The following is an 18,621-nucleotide window of genomic DNA, read 5'->3' as shown; positions in this document are numbered from 1 at the left end:
AAGCACCAATGGACGGTGCTTACCAAGCCATGTTAGTTAGGAGCTTAGCGATGAATCAAGCTGTTGCAGTCCCCCCGCCGCTACTATCGACGAAAGACATTACAATTTCCTTTGGTGGGATTAAAGCCTTAGATAAGGTGAGTCTTCAGGTAGAAGCAGGGCATATTCATGCCTTACTCGGTGAGAATGGTGCTGGAAAATCCACTTTTATTAAGGTACTTACCGGTGTTTACCAGCGAGACTCTGGTGAATTATATTTAAATGGTAAAAAAATTAATAACAAAAGCGTGGGAGATTCTCAACGCACCGGGATCAGCACCGTTTTTCAAGAAGTAAATTTAGTTCCCAGCATGACTGTGATGGAGAATTTAACCCTACAATCTCAACCTCGAAAATGGGGCCTAATTGACACCCACAAAGCCAAAAGACGCGCTCAAGAGATGCTCAAAGTGGTGGGTTTAAGCATCGACCCCAATCGTTTACTCGGTAGTTTTTCAGTCGCAATTCAACAAATGATTGCCATCGCCAGAGCCTTATCTTTTGAAGCCAAATTGCTGATCCTCGATGAGCCTACCGCAAGCCTGGATAAAGAAGAAATAACTCGACTATTTGCCTTAATGACCCAACTAAAACAAAAGGGCATCGGCATTATCTTTGTCACCCATTTCTTAGATCAAGTTTATCAAGTCTGCGATAGCATTAGCGTGTTACGCAATGGCAAACATGTCGGCAGTTTTGAGACCAAAAACTTGCCCCGTGAAGCCCTCATACAACATATGGTTGGTCATGAACTCGGTGATTTAAATCGGAATCATGAGCATCATGATAACTGTCCTAAAATATTTCCTAAATATTTAGAAATTGAAGGCTTAGCCAAACACAATGTCTTGTCCCCTGTGGACTTAAAAGTTGGCCGAGGAGAGGTGGTGACTCTCGCCGGTTTACTCGGTTCGGGACGCACTGAACTGGTGGAATTAGTCTACGGCGTAAACCATGCGGATAGTGGGAAAATTACGCTTAATAATCAAGCCGTCACCATCAATACTCCAAAACAGGCAATGCAGCAACGCTTTGGACTATGCCCAGAAGATCGCAAGCATTCGGGTTTAATCGCCGAACTCAGCGTGCGCGAAAACATCATTATCGCTCTGCAGTCCCGCCAAGGCTGGTTAAAACAAATCACTAAAGCGAAGCAAAATCAACTGGTCGATGAAATGGTCAAGGGCCTACATATTGCGACTCACGATGTCGAGCGGCCAGTGGCTGAACTCAGCGGCGGAAATCAACAAAAAGTGATCCTAGCACGTTGGTTAATCACTGAGCCTAATCTTTTGATCCTGGATGAGCCCACTCGCGGGATCGACGTAGGTGCTCACCATGACATCATTTTGCTGATCCGCAAGCTCTGTGAAAAAGGCATGAGCATGTTGGTCGTTTCCTCCGAGCTAGAAGAATTAGTGGTATTTGCCGATCGCGTATTAGTAATGCGAGATAGGGAAATGGTCGCAGAACTTAGCGGCGAAGAGATCAATCGCAGCGCAATTATTGAGGCAATCGCACAATGAAATCCAGCAACTCCGCCAAAATAATCGAACATCCGGTCAAACTACAACTCAGCGCCAATGACAAAGTAGAACAAACCATGCCTAAGCAAAAACGGCTCAATCTTAAAACAATGAGCCCAATCATCGCCTTGGTGTTAATCCTCGTGGCAACGGCGATTCTTTCACCTGGTTTCTTACAACTCAAAATGGTTGATGGCCACCTCTATGGGAGCCTAATCGACATTATTCATCGCGGTATGCCAACGGCTTTAGTCGCCCTCGGCATGGCTGTGGTGATCGGAACTGGTGGCATCGACCTCTCGGTAGGTGCCATCACCGCGATTGCTGGTGCAGTGATGGCGGTCTTACTGAGCACAAGCGACTTATCCCCCATCTACATATTGCTGATCGCGCTTGCCAGTGGGTTAGCCTTTGGTTTATGGAATGGACTGCTCGTTGCTTATGTCGGAATGCAACCGATCGTTGCCACCCTTATTCTCATGGTGGCTGGACGTGGTATTGCACAGATGATTACCGGTGGCCAAATTGTCACCTTCCATTCCGACTTCTTCAACTTGCTCGGCAACGAGTTCATTTGGCTACTTCCTACGCGAGTTTGGATCTTGCTCGGCGTTGCCTTATTAGTGGCAATAGTGATCCGCAAAACCGCCTTAGGATTATTCCTGGAAGCGGTCGGAGCCAACCCGACCAGCTCACGCTTAGTTGGGATCGAGTCGAAAAAAATTATCACGCTCGCCTATGTGTTTTCAGGCCTTTGCTCTGCCCTCGCAGGGGTAATACTCGCGGCTGACATTCGCGGTGCCGATGCCAACAATGCTGGCTTATGGTTAGAGCTTGATGCCATTTTAGCGGTGGTCATTGCCGGTGCTTCCTTAGCTGGCGGACGGATCTATTTAGGCCTCACCCTGATTGGGGTACTCATTATTCAAACGCTAACCACCGCCATCTTAACCAGTGGTATTCCAGCACAATACAATCTCATCGTGAAGGCGACTATCATCCTACTGGTTCTGCTCATCCAATCGTCCACCACTCAGGATAAGTTCAAGCAGTTATTTAAAAAGAATAAGGAGTCAGCGTAATGTTAAATGAGCGAACCCTCCCGTTACTCGCCACCATTGTCGTATTCGTGACTCTGTACGCTTATGGCATGGTGGAATATGCCGGATTTAGAGATACTTTGGTGTTCACCAATCTATTAACCGATAACGCCTTCGTGATTACCACCGCCATCGGCATGACCTTTGTGATCCTTGCTGGTGGTATCGATCTTTCGGTAGGTTCGATGATCGCCTTCATTGGTGTATTTTTTGCGCACCTGGTGACCACCTTAGGACTTCACCCTCTCTTCGCTATCGGCTTGGCGCTAATTATTGGTAGCCTTTATGGCTGCATTGTTGGCTACATTATTTACACCTTTAAAATTCAAGCCTTTATCGTTACCCTAGCGGGCATGTTTTTCTTACGTGGTTTAGCCTTCCTGATCAATCTTGATTCGGTGGCAATTAGTCATCCATTTATCACTGCCCTCTCCGACTTCTATCTTGAAATACCAGGACGCGGCGGCCTCACCTTCATTGCTTTGGTGATGCTACTCTCCTTAGCGGTTGGTATTGTGGTGTCTCGCAAAACACGTTTCGGTATGAATGTATACGCCTATGGTGGCGATATCGTCTCGGCGCAATTACTTGGGGTACCCATCAAAAAAACCACTATTAAAATCTACGCCTTGAGTGGTTTTTTTAGCGCCTTAGCGGGAATTGTATTTGCCATTTATACTGGTTCTGGTTATCCCCTAGCAGCAGTTGGCGTGGAGTTAGATGCGATCGCCGCCGTGGTGATTGGCGGCACCTTGCTTAGTGGTGGGGTCGGCTTTGTGCTTGGCACCTTCTTTGGCGGAATGATCCAAGGAGTCATTCAAACCCTCATCGCTTTCGATGGCAGCTTAAACAGTTGGTGGACCAAGATAGCCATTGGAGCCTTATTGTTTTTCTTTATTGTATTGCAAAAACTAATTGTGATTGTCGTGGATCGCTACTCAGGCTATTGGCAAAACCGAGCAGCCTCGCCCTCCGAACAATAAGTGACTCGCCCAGCAATCCAGTATTTCATTGTAAAACTGGATTGCTCAGCGCCAATTAGAGATGCTAAATCGCAAACTTAATATGAACAAGGGGATGTTTAAGCTTAGTTTGTAAGGCAAAGATGCTAAGCCAATGTACACCAAAAAATTTTGCAGTGATAATAGCCAAGCTTAAGCTCGAGAAGAAGCTGGAAAGGTAAACAAAACGATTTATTTCGAGATAAAATGAGCCGTAATTTGGCTAATGCTGCCATCATTCATCATCTCAGACAGCGTCTGATTCAACGTCACCATAACCTCAGATTTGCGGTCATACTTGGCAGCTTTAGAGACTATCAAATAGGCTTCTCGAGGTTGAATAACCGGTTTGGCTAAGGCAACAATCTGTTCACTCAAGCCCATCTGTTTGATGGTATAAAGAGCCACATACTCATTTTCAACAAAAGCGTCGATCCGTCCTTTAATCAGTTTTTTTATATTCTGCTCGGTATTGACCACCGCTTCTACATGAATCTGTCCGCGCTGCACAGCCTGATCAAATGTGCTACTGATTGTAAAATTGCGAACTAAGCCAATATTGCGCTGATATAAATCTTCAAGCTGATTAAAAACAAATTGATGGTCTTTTCTTACAAAAACTTTAAATGTACTCACATGAAGCGGAGTATTGCTAAAAAATGCATAACGCTCTCGCGTTTCAGTTTTAAATGCTGAAAATGCACCATCAGAAACTCCATACTGGACATTCTCTAAGGCCCTCGCCCAAGGGTAGCAGCGAATCTTGAAAGTGAAGCCTGTTCGTCGCGCTAACTCCCTAATAATCTCCACGTCAATCCCTTGCGCCCCAGCACCATTGCACCAAACGAAGGGTTTAAAATCATCTAAAGTTGCTAAATTCAAGTGGGTCGAATAGATAAACTGGGAATAAAAAAAACCTATGAAAAGAACCACTAAGCGACTAGCTTTCCTTATCGTCACAAACCGGATCCTCGTGGTCACAGTAAAGCTTAAATCAAGCGTAAAGAATAACATCAAGTAAGGATATTAAAAACATCAACAACTAAAAGAAAACGGAGGCCTATATTAATGACCAACCGAGTAGTCGTAACTGGCATGGCTGGCATCACAGCTTTAGGGACTGAGCAAGAACAGGTGTGGCAAGGCTTACGAGCCAAAAAAAATGCGGTTATACGCATCGACGAATGGGATAAGTATGATGGCTTAAATACCCGCTTAGCGGCCCCGATCCTAGAGTTTGAATTACCCAAACACTACACCCGAAAAAAAATTCGCTCCATGGGTCGAGTTGCAAAATTATCGACTCGCAGCAGCGAACTAGCGTTGATCCAATCCGGGCTAATTGACGAGCCAGCGCTCACCGATGGCCGCACCGGCATCGCGTTTGGCTCGTCAACCGGAAGCACCGGACCAGTGTCCGCCTTTGCGACCATGTTGCTCGAGCATAGTACCCGTAATATTAACGCCAATACCTATGTAGCGATGATGCCACATACCACCGCGGTCAACACCGGATTGTTTTTCGGTTTACGCGGTCGGGTGATACCAACCTCCACCGCTTGTACCTCGGGCAGTCAAGGGATTGGTTATGCTTACGAAGCCATAAAGTACGGCATGCAAACCGCGATGGTCGCTGGTGGTGCCGAAGAGCTATGTCCCACCGAAGCGGCGGTGTTTGATACCTTATTTGCCACCAGCCTAAAAAATGATACTCCCGAACTTAGCCCTCGCCCCTATGATCGAGATCGAGATGGCTTAGTCATTGGTGAAGGGGCTGGTACGCTGATTTTAGAAAATGCCGAATTTGCCAAGGCTCGGGGGGCCACAGCCATTGCTGAACTAGTTGGTTTTGCGAGCAACTGTGACGCTGCGCATGTCACCCAACCACGCGCTGAAACCATGCAGATTTGCATGGAAATGGCGCTCAAAGATGCAGGTTTATCTCCGGCAGATATTAGCTACGTGAATGGCCATGGGACCGCAACCGAGCTAGGCGACATCGCTGAAACTACTGCCACTCATCGTTTATTTGGCTCACAAACACCACTATCCAGTTTGAAGAGTTATTTCGGCCACACCTTAGGTGCCTGTGGAGCCATCGAAGCATGGTTAAGCTTATGCATGTTACAACGCAATTGGTATGCTCCCACTCTCAACCTAGATAACATCGATAGTCGCTGTGGCGAGCTTGACTATATTCGAGGCGAAGGGCGAGTACTGGATTGCGAATTTGTGATGTCGAATAACTTCGCCTTTGGCGGCATTAATACTTCGATGATTTTCAAAAAATTATAATGATTCGCGATGCAGCAAACGGCTTGTTGCATCGCACTGTTTTAACTTAACGACGGGTACCACTGGGATCTAACAGCAATTGTTGTGCGCTTAGCTCGCCACCTTTAAGAAACCGACCGGCCACCCACAACACCCCCGTTAACGCACTCACGCTAGCGAATACGATCCCAGACCATCCCCAAACACTAAAGAAGGGCTGTAACAACACCCCACCACAAGCAGCCCCCAAATAATAACTAATAGTATATAAGGCCGAAGCACTAGCCTTGGCTTGCGTCGCATGCTGATTAACCCAAGCACTGGCTTGCGCATGGCAAAAGAAGAAGCCCATAGAAGAAACAACCATTGCCAAAAGCAATAGCCACAATTGCCCAAATAAGCTCAACAGGCTGGCTAAAGCCATTAAACTAAGCCCTGCCATGATACAACGTTTACCACCAATTTTATCGGCAATCCGTCCAGCGGAAGAAGCTGTGAAGGTGCCTCCGAGATAACTTAAAAACAATAACGAACTTAAGCTACTCGGCAAGGAATAAGGTGCGTCAGCCAAAATGAAAGTTAGATAAGAGAACTGATTAATAAATACTCCAAAACCAACGCCCCCGACTAAGTAAGCAGCCACTAACTGAGAATTCCCCAAATGTTGCTTATAGTTGACTAAACTTTGCCGCAAGCGCCAAGGACTTGCGGCTGTGGGGGCTTCCATCGGTAGTAAAAAGCACACTACTATCCCCATGCTTAAACTGAGCAGTGCAACCAAGACAAAGGCCATCGACCAAGAACCAAGTAGTTCCGCTCCCCAGCCCCCCAACAAACGCCCACCGATCCCGCCCAATGAATTGGCAGCAATAAAGATCCCCACCGATTTAATCAAGGCATTAGCATCCAACTGCTCGGCTAGGTAAGCAATCGCGACTGCCGGAACTCCGGCTAAAAATAGCCCCTGAAAGAACCGCAATACAACGATGTAATGAAACGATGGCGCAGGTACTAAACCGATCAACAAACTAATACAGGGCACCAGAATAATCGAACTTAATAGAATTTTGCGTCGCCCAATCGCATCGGATAAAGACGCCAATAATAATAGACCTAGCGCCATCCCCAACATGGCTGCCGACAAGACACTGTTGGCTGTTAGGGGAGATATTTGGTAGTCACGAGCAAAGATTGGCAGCAAAGGCTGCACTAAATACAGATTAAAAAAAGTAACTAAGGAAGCTGCCGACACGGCAGCGGTGACTCGCCAAAAATCTTTGCTATTTTGTGAATACTTCATGACTGCTTTCTCGAAGTGGGATATCTCATACTAAGCCTCCATATTGAATAAATAAAATATATTAGTATTATCGTAGTTATAAATTTTATTTATAGATGAGAGTCATGGACCTTCGACAACTCAAACAATTTGTCGCAGTGGTGCAATTAGGGAGCTTTACTGCCGCCGCAAAGCAGCTTGGCATCGCACAACCAGCGATTAGTGCAACCATCAAAAAACTGGAGCAACAGCTATCACTGCAACTGTTACAGCGAAATGAACGAAAAGTTAGCTTAAGCACCGAGGGTAAGGTGCTCTATCAACATGCCATTCAATTGCTAAAACAAGCCGAAGACACCGAACAAGCCATGCAATCGCTGCGCGGCCTAGAAAGTGGCACCGTCACCATTGGCATCCCCAGCATGATGGGCTCATACTTCTTCCCACCGCTACTAATGGCCTTTAAAAGCCAATACCCGCAGCTTAATTTGTCGGTGGTGGATGCGGGTACCGAATTGGTCAGACAAAAACTACTCAGCGAAGAGTTAGACTTAGGGATTGTGGTCACTCAAAATATGCCTGCCGAATTGGTTTGTGAGCCAATTTATCGTGGAGAGCTACTGGCCTGTTGCAGTCAAGATAACCCACTGAGCCAACAGAACCAGATCAGCCATCGAGAGTTTTTAAGCCATGAACTAGTACTATTTCGCGAAGGGTATTTTCATCATCGGGTAATTGAACAAATTAGTCGTGAACAACAGATGCTGCCTCAAGTGTCTTTTCAAACGAATTTGATCCCGCTAATTAAGTCAATTGTGGCGCGAGACTTTGGGATCACTACGCTGCTGAGCATGGTAGTGCAACCGGGAGATGCTCTACACTTTTTAAGTTTTGATCCGCCGTTTTATCTGGAACTGGGGCTAGCTTGGCGACGCGATGCTTACCTATCGCGCGCCAACCAACGTTTTAAAGACTTTGTGTTAGCTCATTGTAAGGCGAACTAACAGGGCGGGCTTATACCAAAGAGGCAAGTTGCTGCTGGGCTGCTTGCATTTGCTGTTGTACTTGATCTTCACCCATGGCAAGGCCTTCCGCATAGACCACTTCAACGTCACTAATGCCAATAAAGCCCAATACTAATTTTAAGTAAGGGATCTGTAAATCGGTTGCACCATCTTTATGCATACCGCCACGAGTCGTCACGATAATGGCTTTCGTGCCCTCTACTAAGCCCTCTGGACCATTTTCGGTATAACGAAAGGTTACGCCAGCACGCGCAACCAAATCTAACCAATTTTTTAATTGAGTCGGAATAGAGAAATTATACATGGGTGCCGCAACTACCAATACATCGGTGCTTTTCAACTCTGCGATTAAACTATCTGATAACTCAAGCGCTTGTTGTTGAACAGCATTTAAGTCTGGCGCGCCGCGTAAGGCCAGTGCAATTTCACCAGTCAGTACCGGTAATGCTTCACTGACTAAATCACGGCTCACCAACTCAGCTCCCTGTTCAAGGTAGCGAGCGTTCAGTTGGTCAATCAGGGCCGATGAACTAGAATGTTCACCAAGAATACTAGATTTAAGGGTAAGAATTTTTGTCATAGATTAAGTCTCCAAGTGTTGATAATAAGACTTTATCATCAAAATATTAGAATATAAACAACAAAAAATAGCAATAAAATATCTATTTTATAGAATGATTAATCATTCCATCAATGAGAAATCGGTATCCATCTCAACCCTGATTCTTCCACTCATTTCGCATCACCTGAGCAGAGACTGCGGCAGCTTCTATTCCGCGCATTTGTCGATATACTAAGAGCAATGAAATAGGCAAAGGATCGACTTGTGGCACTAAAGAGCCCCCATCGTAGCAGTTTTAAAACCAAGCTTTACGACATCATTTTTGGTTATGAGAGTCCTGCGGGAAAATTGTTCGACTTACTGTTAGTCACCGCAATATTTGCCAGCGTCAGTGTGGTTATCTTAGGCTCAGTCAGCCGAATAGAAAACATGTATGATCAGTGGTTTATTAGTATTGAAGTGGTGTTTACAGTATTTTTCACCATTGAATATCTGGCTCGCTTATACTGCTCCCCTGCTCCTAAAGAATATGCCAAAAGCTTCTATGGAGTAGTCGACTTGCTGGCGATATTGCCCACTTACCTTGCCTTACTCTACCCGCCCGCTCAAGTGATGCTGCTGTTCCGGCTACTTCGGATCTTACGTATTTTACGAGTTCTCAAACTGGTTCGTTATGTCAGCGAAGCCAATGTATTACTACGATCGCTATTATTAGCACGTCGTAAAATATTGGTCTTCTTATTTTGTATTTGCCTCATGACTACTATCTACGGCGCATTAATGTATGCCATAGAAGGTCCAGAAAATGGTTTTACCAGTATCCCTAAGGGTATTTATTGGGCTATCGTCACCATTACCACCGTCGGCTATGGCGATATTTCACCGGTAACGCCCTTAGGTCAAGCCCTAGCCGCATTAGTTATGATTACTGGCTTTTCGATTATCACGGTGCCAACTGGCATCATTGGCGCTGAATTAGTCAACGAAATGCGTAAAGAGCATCAATCAGTCAGCTGCCTACATTGTGAACGTAGTGGCCATGACCAAGATGCCGATTACTGTAAATATTGTGGCGCAAGCCTAAGCAACGAATAAGGGGATAAATGATGTTAATCATCGCAGGACACCGTGGTGCGAAAGGCAGCACCCCAGAAAACACCTTAGCAGGTTTAGATCGAGCCGCCGAACTTGGCTTAGCATGGGTGGAATTTGACTGCTTTTTGACTAAAGACCATCAACCGGTGGTCTTTCACGACGAACATCTGGAGCGTTGTAGTAACGGCCGAGGGAAGGTCGCCGACTACAGCTTAGCCCAATTACAGCAGTTGGATGCGGGTTCATGGTTTGACCCACGTTTCGCTGGAGAGCATATTCCCAGCCTAAGACAATACCTATTACACGCTAAACGACTCGGTTTAAAACTCAATCTGGAACTGAAATATCACCAACAGCCACGCCAACAGTTGGTTGAGGCGGTGCTCTCTGAAATTGAGCATTGTGACTTTCCCTTAAGTGATCTATTAATATCTAGTTTCGACCATCAATTGATGTTGTTCATTCATCACCACGCCCCAGAGGTCGATCTTGCTCAATTATACGAAGATATTCCGGAAAACTGGCAGTTACAGCTGCAAGACATGAATGCCGTGGCCTGCCATTGTGACTATCGTCGGCTCACACCAGAGCTAGCAAAACAAATCAAACTGGCAGGTTATCGTTTGTCTACTTACACTGTAAATGAGCCCACCGAAATCACCGCATTACTGCCTTGGCTAGATATGCTTATTAGTGACTTTCCTGAGCGATTTATATGAATCATTGAATGAGAATCGAGTTGCTGCAGGAAGCGGAACATGAATCAGGTCAGTTTATCAGCCCAACAACAACTGAAACAAGTGATCCTCGATCAAGTATTAGAGTTCCTGCTTAAAGGCGACTGGCAACAACTAGAGATGAGTCATATCGCCAATCATTGCCATATAACCGAAGTAGAACTCAATGACTGCTTTCCCAATCTGCAATCGGTGACCGCAGCAATCAACAGTCGCCTCACCCGAAATTTTATTCAGCATTTAGACCTCAGTAGTCGTGAAAATCTAAGGCTCAGTTGGCTAAATAGTCTCGAATCGCCACGATTTCGAGCCATCGTGCGTTTATTCATTGATGCTTCGCAGCAAAATAATATCGCTTGGCGACTAGCCAATGTAGGTTGGAGTCAATTCACCAATCATGTGGCGAGCCAACTAGGCTATCAAGCGGTCAATCAAGACTTACCCTGGTTACTGGGCAAATCGATGCTCAGTTTCATTAATCAGCGTGGTCATATTCGTCTCAAAAGTATCGACAACTAAATAGAGGTCAACAAATCATCGGGGATCAACGAATAAATTGCGGCATGTACTGGTTTACCGTAGTCGATCACTCGTGAGCGAGCTAGGCATTCAAATTGCGCGTTAGCCTTTTCAGCGACCCGACGGCTGGCCCAATTTTGCTCAGCAATCACCAACTCCAAGCGGTTGAGTTGTAAGGCATGAAAAGCATAATCAGCCATTAATTGAACCGCTTCGGTGGCGAAGCCTGAGCCACTAGCGCTAGCGCGGATCCAATAGCCTAGATTGCCCGAGCGGTAATTCCATTCCAGCCGATTAATGGCTATCGCCCCCACAAAACGGCCTCCTCTGTTCTCAAAGATCCCCATGTCAAAAGCGATGTTTTTAGCCAACGCAGCTTGACTTAAGGCCAGCCATGAACGACTCTCAGAATCAGGATAATCTTCATCCATCCAGTTAAGCCAGCGCTGACCTGACTCAGCGGTTTCACGAACAGCCTCGGCATGAGCCAGCGCATCTTCTGGCAAATAGGGTCGGATCAGTAATCGCTTACCTAGCATTCTACCCTCCTATTGGCCAACGCCACTCAATACATACCCAGCAAAGCCTAACCATGACGCAGCAAGCAATAACCAAGGCAACCATCGCCCCTCAGCTCTTGGTTTGCCGTTGTCGAGACTAGGTGATTCCTCTTGCTGCGGCGCAACATTGGCTAGTTGCTTTTTACGCAGTTTGTCGGCTTCACGCATTTTAGTCTTATGTTGCTTTTTATACTGCTCGATCCCCTTTTGGATCCCCTGCGAAATGAGCTTAGTTTGCTCTTTGGTTTGCCCAGGGCGTTGAGTTGCTTTTGCGATGCTATCTGCGGTTGCGATAGTTTCAGTAGATACTTTTACTTTACTTGGTTTTGCCACAATGCCTCCCTTTGTTTCAATTACTTTGAACCAAACTTCTCAGCAAGTCCAAACTTTCCCATCATCCTATATATTTTTTTAGCCAGTATCATCGCGATCATTTTTTTAGTCGTGACATCAGCGTACACTGAGGCACTTTTAACTCAGGGAGAAAAACGAATGAACACCCCACTGTTGGGGGCTCAAATGCTACTTGTTGCATTTGGTGCTACCACCTTAGTTCCACTTCTAACCGGTATTAGTCCAAACCTCGCCTTATTAGGTGCTGGTATTGGTACCTTAATTTTCCAACTGTGTACCCGCCGACAAATACCGATTTTTTTAGGGAGCTCATTCGCTTTCATTGGCCCCATTATTTTAGGCATCCAACAGTTTGGCCTGCCAGCCACCCTAAGCGGTTTAATGGCCGCTGGTGTGATGTTTATTATCATTAGCGCCGTAGTCAAAGTACGCGGCGTAAAAATCATCGAACGCTTCTTACCCCCAGTGGTGGTTGGTCCGGTGATTATGGTGATTGGCTTAGGCCTAGCTCCAGTTGCGGTAAATATGGCCTTAGGGAAAACCGGTGATGGCAGTGCAGTATTAGTTGATCAAGATATTGCCCTACTCATTTCTTTAGCCGCTCTATTTACCACCATCGCTGTCTCCATTTTTGCCAAAGGCATGCTCAAATTAATGCCAATTATCTGTGGTGTGGTGGTGGGTTATGTTCTGAGCTTGTTTTTTGGCCTGGTCGACTTTAGCGCGGTTGCCAGCGCTGCGTGGTTTGCCCTGCCTGAATTTGTGACTCCCGAGTTTAATTGGCAAGCCATCCTGTTTATTGCGCCAATTGGCCTGATTGTGACCATTGAACACTTCGGCGATATTCTGGCAATCTCCAACGTGACCGGGAAGAACTTCGTCGAAAGCCCGGGCATTCACCGTTCATTGCTCGGTGATGGTCTTGCGACAATGACTGCCGCCAGCTTTGGTGCGCCGCCAGTGGTGAGCTACGGCGAGGTCACCGGCGCTGTGAGCCTACTCAAAACCTACAATCCGGTGATCATGACCTGGGCCGCAGTATTTGCAATCGCCTTAGCCTTTATTGGCAAAACCGGTGCACTATTACTGTCGATCCCCGTTCCGGTGATGGGCGGCATTATGTGTTTGTTATTTGGTGCAATCGCAGCCATTGGTTTAAACACCCTGATCAGCAAACAAGTTGACCTCAGCATTCCTCGCAACCTAGTGATTGTATCGGTGACTCTGGTGTTTGGGATTGGCGGGATGGCAGTAGGCCTCGGCGAGTTCACCCTAAAAGGGGTTGGTTTGTGCGGTATTGTGGCGATTATTCTGAATCTGATACTGCCACAAGAGCCAAAAACACAGGCTGCAGCTTAAGCTTAGTATCTTAAATTCAATGAAGGGGAACAAGGTTCCCCTTCATTTATTCTGAACAAACTTATTCAATGCGTTCTTAAACGCAAACAGGTACTCGCCAGCCTCTTGCCCATTTCAGCGTCACAGCCCATTAGACTAGGGCATTTCCGACAGCGCAGCCACGTTAAACCCATAACAACACCACACAAGCGGCAGTTAAACATGACATAGTCAGATTAAAGCGTTGCCTGGCAAGCGGCGCGTTCAGCCAACGTGCGATCAGTTTCCCAAAACTTATCCAAACCGTGGCTGTAATCGGGTTAATCATGAAAAATGATAGGATCAAGGCAGCAATTGATGGCCAGTATTGCTCCCCGGGCAGGGCAAAACTGGCAACTGCTGAAGAACTCATCATCCACGCCTTTGGATTGAGGTACTGAAACCCCAGCGACTCAAAAAAACTCAGTGGTTTACTCATCTGCTGCTGCGCTAACTTCGTTTGCCCCAAGATCCGATAGGCCAAATACAACAGATAGACACTCCCCACAATTTTAAGCCCCCACTGCAAGGGCGGATAATGTTGAAACACCCAACTCAAACCCAGCGCCATTAATATCAACATCGTGGCAAGACCAACCGGGATCCCGGCCATTTGCGGTAGCGTGCGTTTAAAACCAAAATTAGCCCCGGAAAACGTTAATAACATATTATTGGGCCCCGGCGTCCCAGCCATGACCAACGCAAATAACAACATTGAAGTAAAAATTGCAATATCCATAAACTAGCCCCAAAAAATTGAATCGATACAATTTGTGTTTTTTGTAAAAAATATACCCACATCATTGTATTTTCACGCTAACCTAGGGTTGGAAATCAGTCAAAAGGTTTATTGTTATGGTGACAATTTGGAAAAAGCTCGCGAGCGAAGATAATAAAGCGACTCAAATCGTAGAACAAGTGAGACAATTAATTGCCGAAGGCAGCTTGGCGCAAGGTGAAAAACTCCCCCCGCAGCGGCATCTGGCGGAGTGGCTTCAAGTCACGGTAGGAACCATTAGTCGCGCTTACGCTCAGGCCGAGCAACAGGGCTTAATCCAATCAAAAATGGGCAGCGGCAGCTATGTCAAACAGCCAAACGATTTTCGTCGGCAGTGGGGCAGCCTGCAGAGCAGTCATCAGCATATTGGCATGTGGCAAAATACTGCCTTTAAGCAGGCCCGGGCTAAATCGCTTTGCCAGCTGATGGAAAACTACAGCCACGCAGGTGAACAGCTGGACCAACTGTTAGATAGCGATGGCAGTCAAAATCTGCTTAGCCAACGAGAAGCGCTGTGTCACTGGACCGAGCAGCAAGGTTTTCACTTTCAAGCGGAACAATTGTTCTTTAGCTATGGGGCACAGCATGGCTTGCAACTATGTCTGATTGCCATGGATTTAGTGGGCGAACGACTACTCTGCGAGTCACTATGTTATCCGGGTTTAATCACGCTGGCCAAGCAACTCAAAATCGATTTGAAAGGCCTGGAACTGGATGAACAAGGGATCTGTCCAGACAGTTTGCTACAGCACATCGAGAAGTATCATCCCAGAGCACTATACCTGACGCCGACCCTGCAAAACCCCAGCGCCGCCATCATGTCTGAGCAGCGCCGCCTAGAAATTATCGAGATTTGCCAGCAACATCAACTCATGATCATCGAAGATGACGTTTGTGGCTTGCTCCCGGAACAGCGTCCGCGCGCCATGGTTGAACTGGCTCCCGAGCAGGTTATCTATCTGAATAGCTTTTCCAAAGGTGCTTTTAAAGGCTTGCGTTTTGCCTACTTACACGCCCCCGTGGCATTGCTCAGTGCATTCAATAGCGCGATCCGCGGTAGTTGCTGGAATATCAGCCCCTTATTGGTGGATATTGCAATTCAATGGATCCAGGCGGGTCACGCCGATCGGGCTCTGCAACAGCAAGCAAGAATGATTAATCAGCGCGCACAACTACTCCATCATCATTTAACTGGCATGGACTATACCTACCACTCTGGGGGCCTGCATTGCTGGCTGCGTTTACCGCCAGGCTGGCACTGTAACACCTTTGTTCAGGCAGCCCGCCAGGCAGGCATAGAAGTGGCCTCCGCCGAACATTTTGTGGTGGATAACCGGTCGGTCCCCAATGCGGTGCGTCTGTCAATAGGCCAGGCGGAGTCGAATCCGCACCTAGCTCAGGCGCTGGCAGTTTTAGTGGACTTGCTCAAAACCGCCCCAGCCCCACCACAACAGATCATTTAGCCTAGTTAACCTTGCATCTGCTCGGGTCTGTACCTAGACTAGCGCATTATCATCGGCTTTCGCCGATGCCCTTTGTATGTAAAGCCGAGACTACACTTTGTTAAGCTATCGCCACTCCTATCACGCGGGTAATTTTGCCGATGTACTGAAACACTTAGTACAACAACGGATCATTGCCTATCTCACCCAGAAAGATAAACCACTGTGCTACATCGACACTCATGCGGGTGCCGGCGCCTATAGTTTAAACAGTCCAGAAGCCAACAAAAGAAGTGAATTCGAAAATGGCATCGGTAAGTTATGGGATGCCGACGACTTGCCGGAGCTGTTAAAAAGCTATCTGAAACTGGTGAATCAATTACATCCCGAGAAAACCCGTCAGTATTATCCGGGCTCGCCGTGGATAGCCAAAATGATGCTCCGCCGCGATGATCGTTTGTTTCTGCACGAACTACACCCCAGCGAACAGGCACCACTGCACAGCCTGTTTCAACGTGATCGGCGCTGTAAGATCCGTCAAGAGAATGGCCACCAAGCTTGTATCGCGTTGATGCCACCGAAGGAACGTCGCGGCCTAGTACTGATCGACCCTTCTTATGAAGTCAAAGATGAATATCAAACGGTAGTCAAAACCCTGGTTGAATCGCACAAACGCTTTGCCTCGGGTAGCTATGCACTATGGTATCCGGTGGTCGAGCGCTTTCGCATCGACAAACTGGAAAAAGCGCTGATCAACAGCGGGATCCGGAATATCCAGTTATTTGAATTAGGCATTCAACACGACAGCGACGAGTTTGGCATGACCGCCAGTGGCATGATCGTGATTAATCCACCCTGGACTTTAATGAAAGAGATGCAACAAGTACTGCCCTACCTGGCCGACACCTTAGGCGAAAACGGCGAAGGCAACTGGCGCGCCGAAATCTTAGCCGAAGAGTAAACGACAAGTATCCAAGAACAGCCAGCACTTGGCTGCTCTTGGATACAGCGCGAGTAAAAGCTTATTCGTCGGTGAGCTGTGAACATGAACTGCTTAGCTTGGCGCTAACTTCAAGCAAATATTTAACACCAATCCTCAGCTAAGCGCTCACTGTCATCAGCCATGCTTGACTGCGCTCGGCAAGTAACGGCAACTCTGGCTTATATTGCCAATACCAAGCCAAGTCTAACAGCGCCACTGCATTCACTAACAAATCAAACTGAGCGCCGCTTAAACCAGAGAGCTGTTGTAACTGTTGTCGTTGCTGGAGATCGACCGGACAACGCTGAGCAACACTGGCGGCATCCCAGCCTGCCATCGAGCAAGCCGCATATTCCCAATCCAGCACCAACAAACGCTGCTCTGGAGTCAGCAACAGATTATCTAGATGCAGATCGTGATGATTAAAGGCTACGCCACTAGGCCATTGTTGTCGCTCGAGCCATGCTAGAGCTTTAGCCCGCCAGCCTTGTGCCGGTTTGGCCTTCACATCACTAACGTAAGCCTGTAAATACTTTGGCATATCGAAAAAAGGCAGGCCCCGACCTCGCGCTGGTAATTGCTCAAGGATCGCGAGCACTTGTTGCCATAAGGTCGGTTGCTGCCACTGCTGCGCACTAACCACCTCACCAACTTGATAGTAATACAGCAAAAATTGATGACGATAACTTAAAGAATGTAAACTGATTACCCACGGAAGCCCCTCAAGCTGTTGTAATACTTCCCTTTCGCGTTGATAATCCAAGCCGTAGCAAGGCTGTTGTTGATTTAAGCGTAAGACAAGCCGTTCGGTTTCCGTTTCCAGTAACCACGAGTGCTGATGACCGCCGGCCAAACGCTCAATTTTTAACAAAGGGGCGAGGTGTCGCTGCAGGTACCCGTAAATTGACGGGGGCAGCGCATTATCTAACAAATCAACATCCAACAATGGTCCAAGCGCAATCAATAATCAAGGAGTGTAAGATGAAAAAACTGCTATGGCTAGCCTGCTGTGCAATCAGCCTTGTCGGCTTTAATAGCCAAGCTAAAACACCGCTAACAGTCTATACCTACCAGAGCTTTGTCTCTGAATGGGGGCCAGGACCGGCGCTCACCAAAGCCTTTGAAAAGCAATGCGACTGTAGCATTAACTGGGTGGGCTTAGATGATGGGGTTGCCATCTTGAATCGTCTTAAATTAGAAGGCGGACGCAACCAGGCCGACGTAATTTTAGGTTTAGATACCAATCTTATTCCTGAAACAAAGGCACTAAATGCGGTGCAAGCCCACCAACTCGACTTACCTAAACTTGCCATCGATTGGCAAGATAAAGATTTTATCCCCTTCGATTACGGCTATTTTGCTTTCATCTACGATAATGAAAAACTCAAACAGCCACCGACATCGATGGACCAACTGATCAACAACTTCGATGGTACGATTTTGTATCAAGACCCACGCACCAGTACTCCCGGTCAAGGTTTAATGTTATGGGTTAAAGCCCTATATGGCGACAAGGCCAGTTCAACCTGGCAAAAACTACAAGCGAAAACCGTCACCGTGACCAAAGGCTGGAGTGAAGCCTATGGCATGTTTTTAAAAGGCGAAGCTGATCTAGTACTGAGCTACACCACCTCACCGGCCTACCATATGATCGTCGAACAAGAAAATCGTTACCAAGCGGCACAGTTTAGTGAAGGGCATATGCGCCAAATTGAAGTGGCTGCGATTAGCGCCACCAGCAAACAACCACAGCTAGCCCAGCAGTTTTTAAGCTTCTTGTTAAGCAAAGCCGCGCAACAAACTATTGCCACCAGCAACTGGATGTTACCGGTGACAAGCGACCTTGAATTACCCGAAGCCTTCGGTACATTAATCAGCCCGAAAACCCTAACGCTCGACCCACAAACTGTGAGTCAACAGCGTCAACAATGGACTAAAGAATGGCGTAATGCCGTAAGTCAATAAACGAAC

At 46.9% G+C, this 18,621-nt stretch carries 19 protein-coding genes; 12 read left to right on the top strand and 7 right to left on the bottom strand.

The annotated features are described in order from the left end of the window. The first annotated feature begins 50 nt into the window (after positions 1-50). The 3 genes from ACRRS1_RS05845 to yjfF are packed head-to-tail and all read left to right on the top strand — an operon-like array spanning position 51 to position 3,648. Entirely contained in the window at positions 51-1,565 is a 1,515-nt protein-coding gene (locus ACRRS1_RS05845; RefSeq protein ID WP_432468212.1) for a sugar ABC transporter ATP-binding protein, read from the top strand. Further along, on the top strand, positions 1,562-2,647 hold the full coding sequence (locus tag ACRRS1_RS05840; RefSeq protein WP_432454080.1) for an ABC transporter permease: 1,086 nt from the start codon (positions 1,562-1,564) through the stop codon (positions 2,645-2,647). The genes ACRRS1_RS05845 and ACRRS1_RS05840 overlap by 4 nt, the downstream gene beginning before the upstream one ends. Beyond that, positions 2,647-3,648: a galactofuranose ABC transporter, permease protein YjfF gene (gene yjfF / locus ACRRS1_RS05835; protein ID WP_432458880.1), complete on the top strand. Its 1,002-nt coding sequence runs from the start codon at positions 2,647-2,649 to the stop codon at positions 3,646-3,648. The genes ACRRS1_RS05840 and yjfF overlap by 1 nt, the downstream gene beginning before the upstream one ends. Positions 3,649-3,858: 210 nt before the next feature. On the opposite strand, the gene ACRRS1_RS05830 is transcribed toward yjfF, so the two are convergent. After that, positions 3,859-4,626, bottom strand: coding sequence for a substrate-binding periplasmic protein (locus ACRRS1_RS05830; RefSeq protein ID WP_432464562.1), 768 nt, complete (start codon positions 4,624-4,626; stop codon positions 3,859-3,861). A 108-nt stretch (positions 4,627-4,734) separates the two neighbouring features. Here ACRRS1_RS05830 and ACRRS1_RS05825 point away from each other — a divergent pair, with 108 nt between their 5' ends. Beyond that, positions 4,735-5,961, top strand: a complete 1,227-nt coding sequence (locus ACRRS1_RS05825) for a beta-ketoacyl-ACP synthase (RefSeq protein ID WP_432454083.1) — start codon at positions 4,735-4,737, stop codon at positions 5,959-5,961. 46 nt (positions 5,962-6,007) lie between these two features. Here ACRRS1_RS05825 and ACRRS1_RS05820 read toward each other — a convergent pair whose 3' ends face one another. Continuing rightward, positions 6,008-7,240: an MFS transporter gene (locus ACRRS1_RS05820; protein ID WP_432468213.1), complete on the bottom strand. Its 1,233-nt coding sequence runs from the start codon at positions 7,238-7,240 to the stop codon at positions 6,008-6,010. A gap of 104 nt (positions 7,241-7,344) precedes the next feature. On the opposite strand from ACRRS1_RS05820, the gene ACRRS1_RS05815 reads away from it, so the two are divergent. Further along, the gene (locus tag ACRRS1_RS05815) at positions 7,345-8,223 is read left to right on the top strand and encodes a LysR family transcriptional regulator (protein ID WP_432454085.1); all 879 of its coding nucleotides are present in this window, start codon (positions 7,345-7,347) and stop codon (positions 8,221-8,223) included. A gap of 10 nt (positions 8,224-8,233) precedes the next feature. On the opposite strand, the gene ACRRS1_RS05810 is transcribed toward ACRRS1_RS05815, so the two are convergent. Continuing rightward, positions 8,234-8,824 (bottom strand): FMN-dependent NADH-azoreductase, encoded by a 591-nt coding sequence (locus tag ACRRS1_RS05810; RefSeq protein WP_432458879.1) that lies wholly within the window; start codon positions 8,822-8,824, stop codon positions 8,234-8,236. Positions 8,825-9,070: 246 nt separating this feature from the next. Between ACRRS1_RS05810 and ACRRS1_RS05805 the strand changes: the two genes are divergently transcribed. Genes ACRRS1_RS05805 through ACRRS1_RS05795 form a run of 3 tightly spaced genes read left to right on the top strand, consistent with a single transcriptional unit; the run spans position 9,071 to position 11,157 of the window. Continuing rightward, the gene (locus ACRRS1_RS05805; RefSeq protein ID WP_432454087.1) at positions 9,071-9,901 is read left to right on the top strand and encodes an ion transporter; all 831 of its coding nucleotides are present in this window, start codon (positions 9,071-9,073) and stop codon (positions 9,899-9,901) included. An 8-nt stretch (positions 9,902-9,909) separates the two neighbouring features. After that, the gene (locus ACRRS1_RS05800) at positions 9,910-10,620 is read left to right on the top strand and encodes a glycerophosphodiester phosphodiesterase family protein (RefSeq protein ID WP_432468214.1); all 711 of its coding nucleotides are present in this window, start codon (positions 9,910-9,912) and stop codon (positions 10,618-10,620) included. Positions 10,621-10,659: 39 nt separating this feature from the next. Further along, positions 10,660-11,157 carry a hypothetical protein gene (locus ACRRS1_RS05795; RefSeq protein WP_432464536.1) on the top strand — a complete coding sequence of 166 codons (498 nt, stop codon included), beginning with the start codon at positions 10,660-10,662 and terminating at the stop codon, positions 11,155-11,157. On the opposite strand, the gene ACRRS1_RS05790 is transcribed toward ACRRS1_RS05795, so the two are convergent. Together ACRRS1_RS05790 and ACRRS1_RS05785 are read right to left on the bottom strand one after the other, a co-directional pair. Continuing rightward, the gene (locus ACRRS1_RS05790) at positions 11,154-11,696 is read right to left on the bottom strand and encodes a GNAT family N-acetyltransferase (protein ID WP_432468215.1); all 543 of its coding nucleotides are present in this window, start codon (positions 11,694-11,696) and stop codon (positions 11,154-11,156) included. The genes ACRRS1_RS05795 and ACRRS1_RS05790 overlap by 4 nt on opposite strands. Positions 11,697-11,705: 9 nt before the next feature. Beyond that, complete coding sequence (locus ACRRS1_RS05785; protein WP_432454091.1) at positions 11,706-12,050, bottom strand: DUF2956 domain-containing protein; 345 nt, start codon at positions 12,048-12,050, stop codon at positions 11,706-11,708. Positions 12,051-12,209: 159 nt separating this feature from the next. On the opposite strand from ACRRS1_RS05785, the gene ACRRS1_RS05780 reads away from it, so the two are divergent. After that, a complete protein-coding gene (locus tag ACRRS1_RS05780; RefSeq protein ID WP_432468216.1) occupies positions 12,210-13,430 on the top strand; it encodes a uracil-xanthine permease family protein in 1,221 nt (406 codons plus the stop codon). Between the two features lie 163 nt (positions 13,431-13,593). Here ACRRS1_RS05780 and ACRRS1_RS05775 read toward each other — a convergent pair whose 3' ends face one another. Then, the gene (locus ACRRS1_RS05775; protein ID WP_432464532.1) at positions 13,594-14,187 is read right to left on the bottom strand and encodes a LysE family translocator; all 594 of its coding nucleotides are present in this window, start codon (positions 14,185-14,187) and stop codon (positions 13,594-13,596) included. A gap of 116 nt (positions 14,188-14,303) precedes the next feature. On the opposite strand from ACRRS1_RS05775, the gene ACRRS1_RS05770 reads away from it, so the two are divergent. After that, complete coding sequence (locus ACRRS1_RS05770; protein ID WP_432468217.1) at positions 14,304-15,689, top strand: PLP-dependent aminotransferase family protein; 1,386 nt, start codon at positions 14,304-14,306, stop codon at positions 15,687-15,689. A gap of 97 nt (positions 15,690-15,786) precedes the next feature. Continuing rightward, entirely contained in the window at positions 15,787-16,629 is an 843-nt protein-coding gene (locus tag ACRRS1_RS05765) for a 23S rRNA (adenine(2030)-N(6))-methyltransferase RlmJ (RefSeq protein WP_432464530.1), read from the top strand. A gap of 139 nt (positions 16,630-16,768) precedes the next feature. On the opposite strand, the gene ACRRS1_RS05760 is transcribed toward ACRRS1_RS05765, so the two are convergent. After that, a complete protein-coding gene (locus tag ACRRS1_RS05760; RefSeq protein WP_432464529.1) occupies positions 16,769-17,581 on the bottom strand; it encodes a phosphotransferase in 813 nt (270 codons plus the stop codon). Between the two features lie 50 nt (positions 17,582-17,631). On the opposite strand from ACRRS1_RS05760, the gene thiB reads away from it, so the two are divergent. Further along, the gene (gene thiB, locus ACRRS1_RS05755) at positions 17,632-18,615 is read left to right on the top strand and encodes a thiamine ABC transporter substrate binding subunit (protein WP_432464528.1); all 984 of its coding nucleotides are present in this window, start codon (positions 17,632-17,634) and stop codon (positions 18,613-18,615) included. Positions 18,616-18,621: the final 6 nt, after the last annotated feature.

It is taken from the genome of Agarivorans sp. Z349TD_8 (assembly GCF_050870825.2).
Classification (GTDB): Bacteria; Pseudomonadota; Gammaproteobacteria; order Enterobacterales; family Celerinatantimonadaceae; genus Agarivorans.
Note: the sequence above shows the minus strand (reverse complement) of the source record. Positions and strands in the feature narration are given on the sequence as shown.

Excerpts from the sequence above, each read along its gene's own strand:
- ACRRS1_RS05845 (WP_432468212.1), top strand. The coding sequence starts at position 51 with ATGAATCAAGCTGTTGCAGTCCCCCCGCCGCTACTATCGACGAAAGAC.
- ACRRS1_RS05840 (WP_432454080.1), top strand. The coding sequence starts at position 1,562 with ATGAAATCCAGCAACTCCGCCAAAATAATCGAACATCCGGTCAAACTA.
- yjfF (WP_432458880.1), top strand. The coding sequence starts at position 2,647 with ATGTTAAATGAGCGAACCCTCCCGTTACTCGCCACCATTGTCGTATTC.
- ACRRS1_RS05825 (WP_432454083.1), top strand. The coding sequence starts at position 4,735 with ATGACCAACCGAGTAGTCGTAACTGGCATGGCTGGCATCACAGCTTTA.
- ACRRS1_RS05820 (WP_432468213.1), bottom strand. The coding sequence starts at position 7,240 with ATGAAGTATTCACAAAATAGCAAAGATTTTTGGCGAGTCACCGCTGCC.
- ACRRS1_RS05815 (WP_432454085.1), top strand. The coding sequence starts at position 7,345 with ATGGACCTTCGACAACTCAAACAATTTGTCGCAGTGGTGCAATTAGGG.
- ACRRS1_RS05810 (WP_432458879.1), bottom strand. The coding sequence starts at position 8,824 with ATGACAAAAATTCTTACCCTTAAATCTAGTATTCTTGGTGAACATTCT.
- ACRRS1_RS05800 (WP_432468214.1), top strand. The coding sequence starts at position 9,910 with ATGATGTTAATCATCGCAGGACACCGTGGTGCGAAAGGCAGCACCCCA.
- ACRRS1_RS05795 (WP_432464536.1), top strand. The coding sequence starts at position 10,660 with ATGAATCAGGTCAGTTTATCAGCCCAACAACAACTGAAACAAGTGATC.
- ACRRS1_RS05790 (WP_432468215.1), bottom strand. The coding sequence starts at position 11,696 with ATGCTAGGTAAGCGATTACTGATCCGACCCTATTTGCCAGAAGATGCG.
- ACRRS1_RS05780 (WP_432468216.1), top strand. The coding sequence starts at position 12,210 with ATGAACACCCCACTGTTGGGGGCTCAAATGCTACTTGTTGCATTTGGT.
- ACRRS1_RS05775 (WP_432464532.1), bottom strand. The coding sequence starts at position 14,187 with ATGGATATTGCAATTTTTACTTCAATGTTGTTATTTGCGTTGGTCATG.
- ACRRS1_RS05770 (WP_432468217.1), top strand. The coding sequence starts at position 14,304 with ATGGTGACAATTTGGAAAAAGCTCGCGAGCGAAGATAATAAAGCGACT.
- thiB (WP_432464528.1), top strand. The coding sequence starts at position 17,632 with ATGAAAAAACTGCTATGGCTAGCCTGCTGTGCAATCAGCCTTGTCGGC.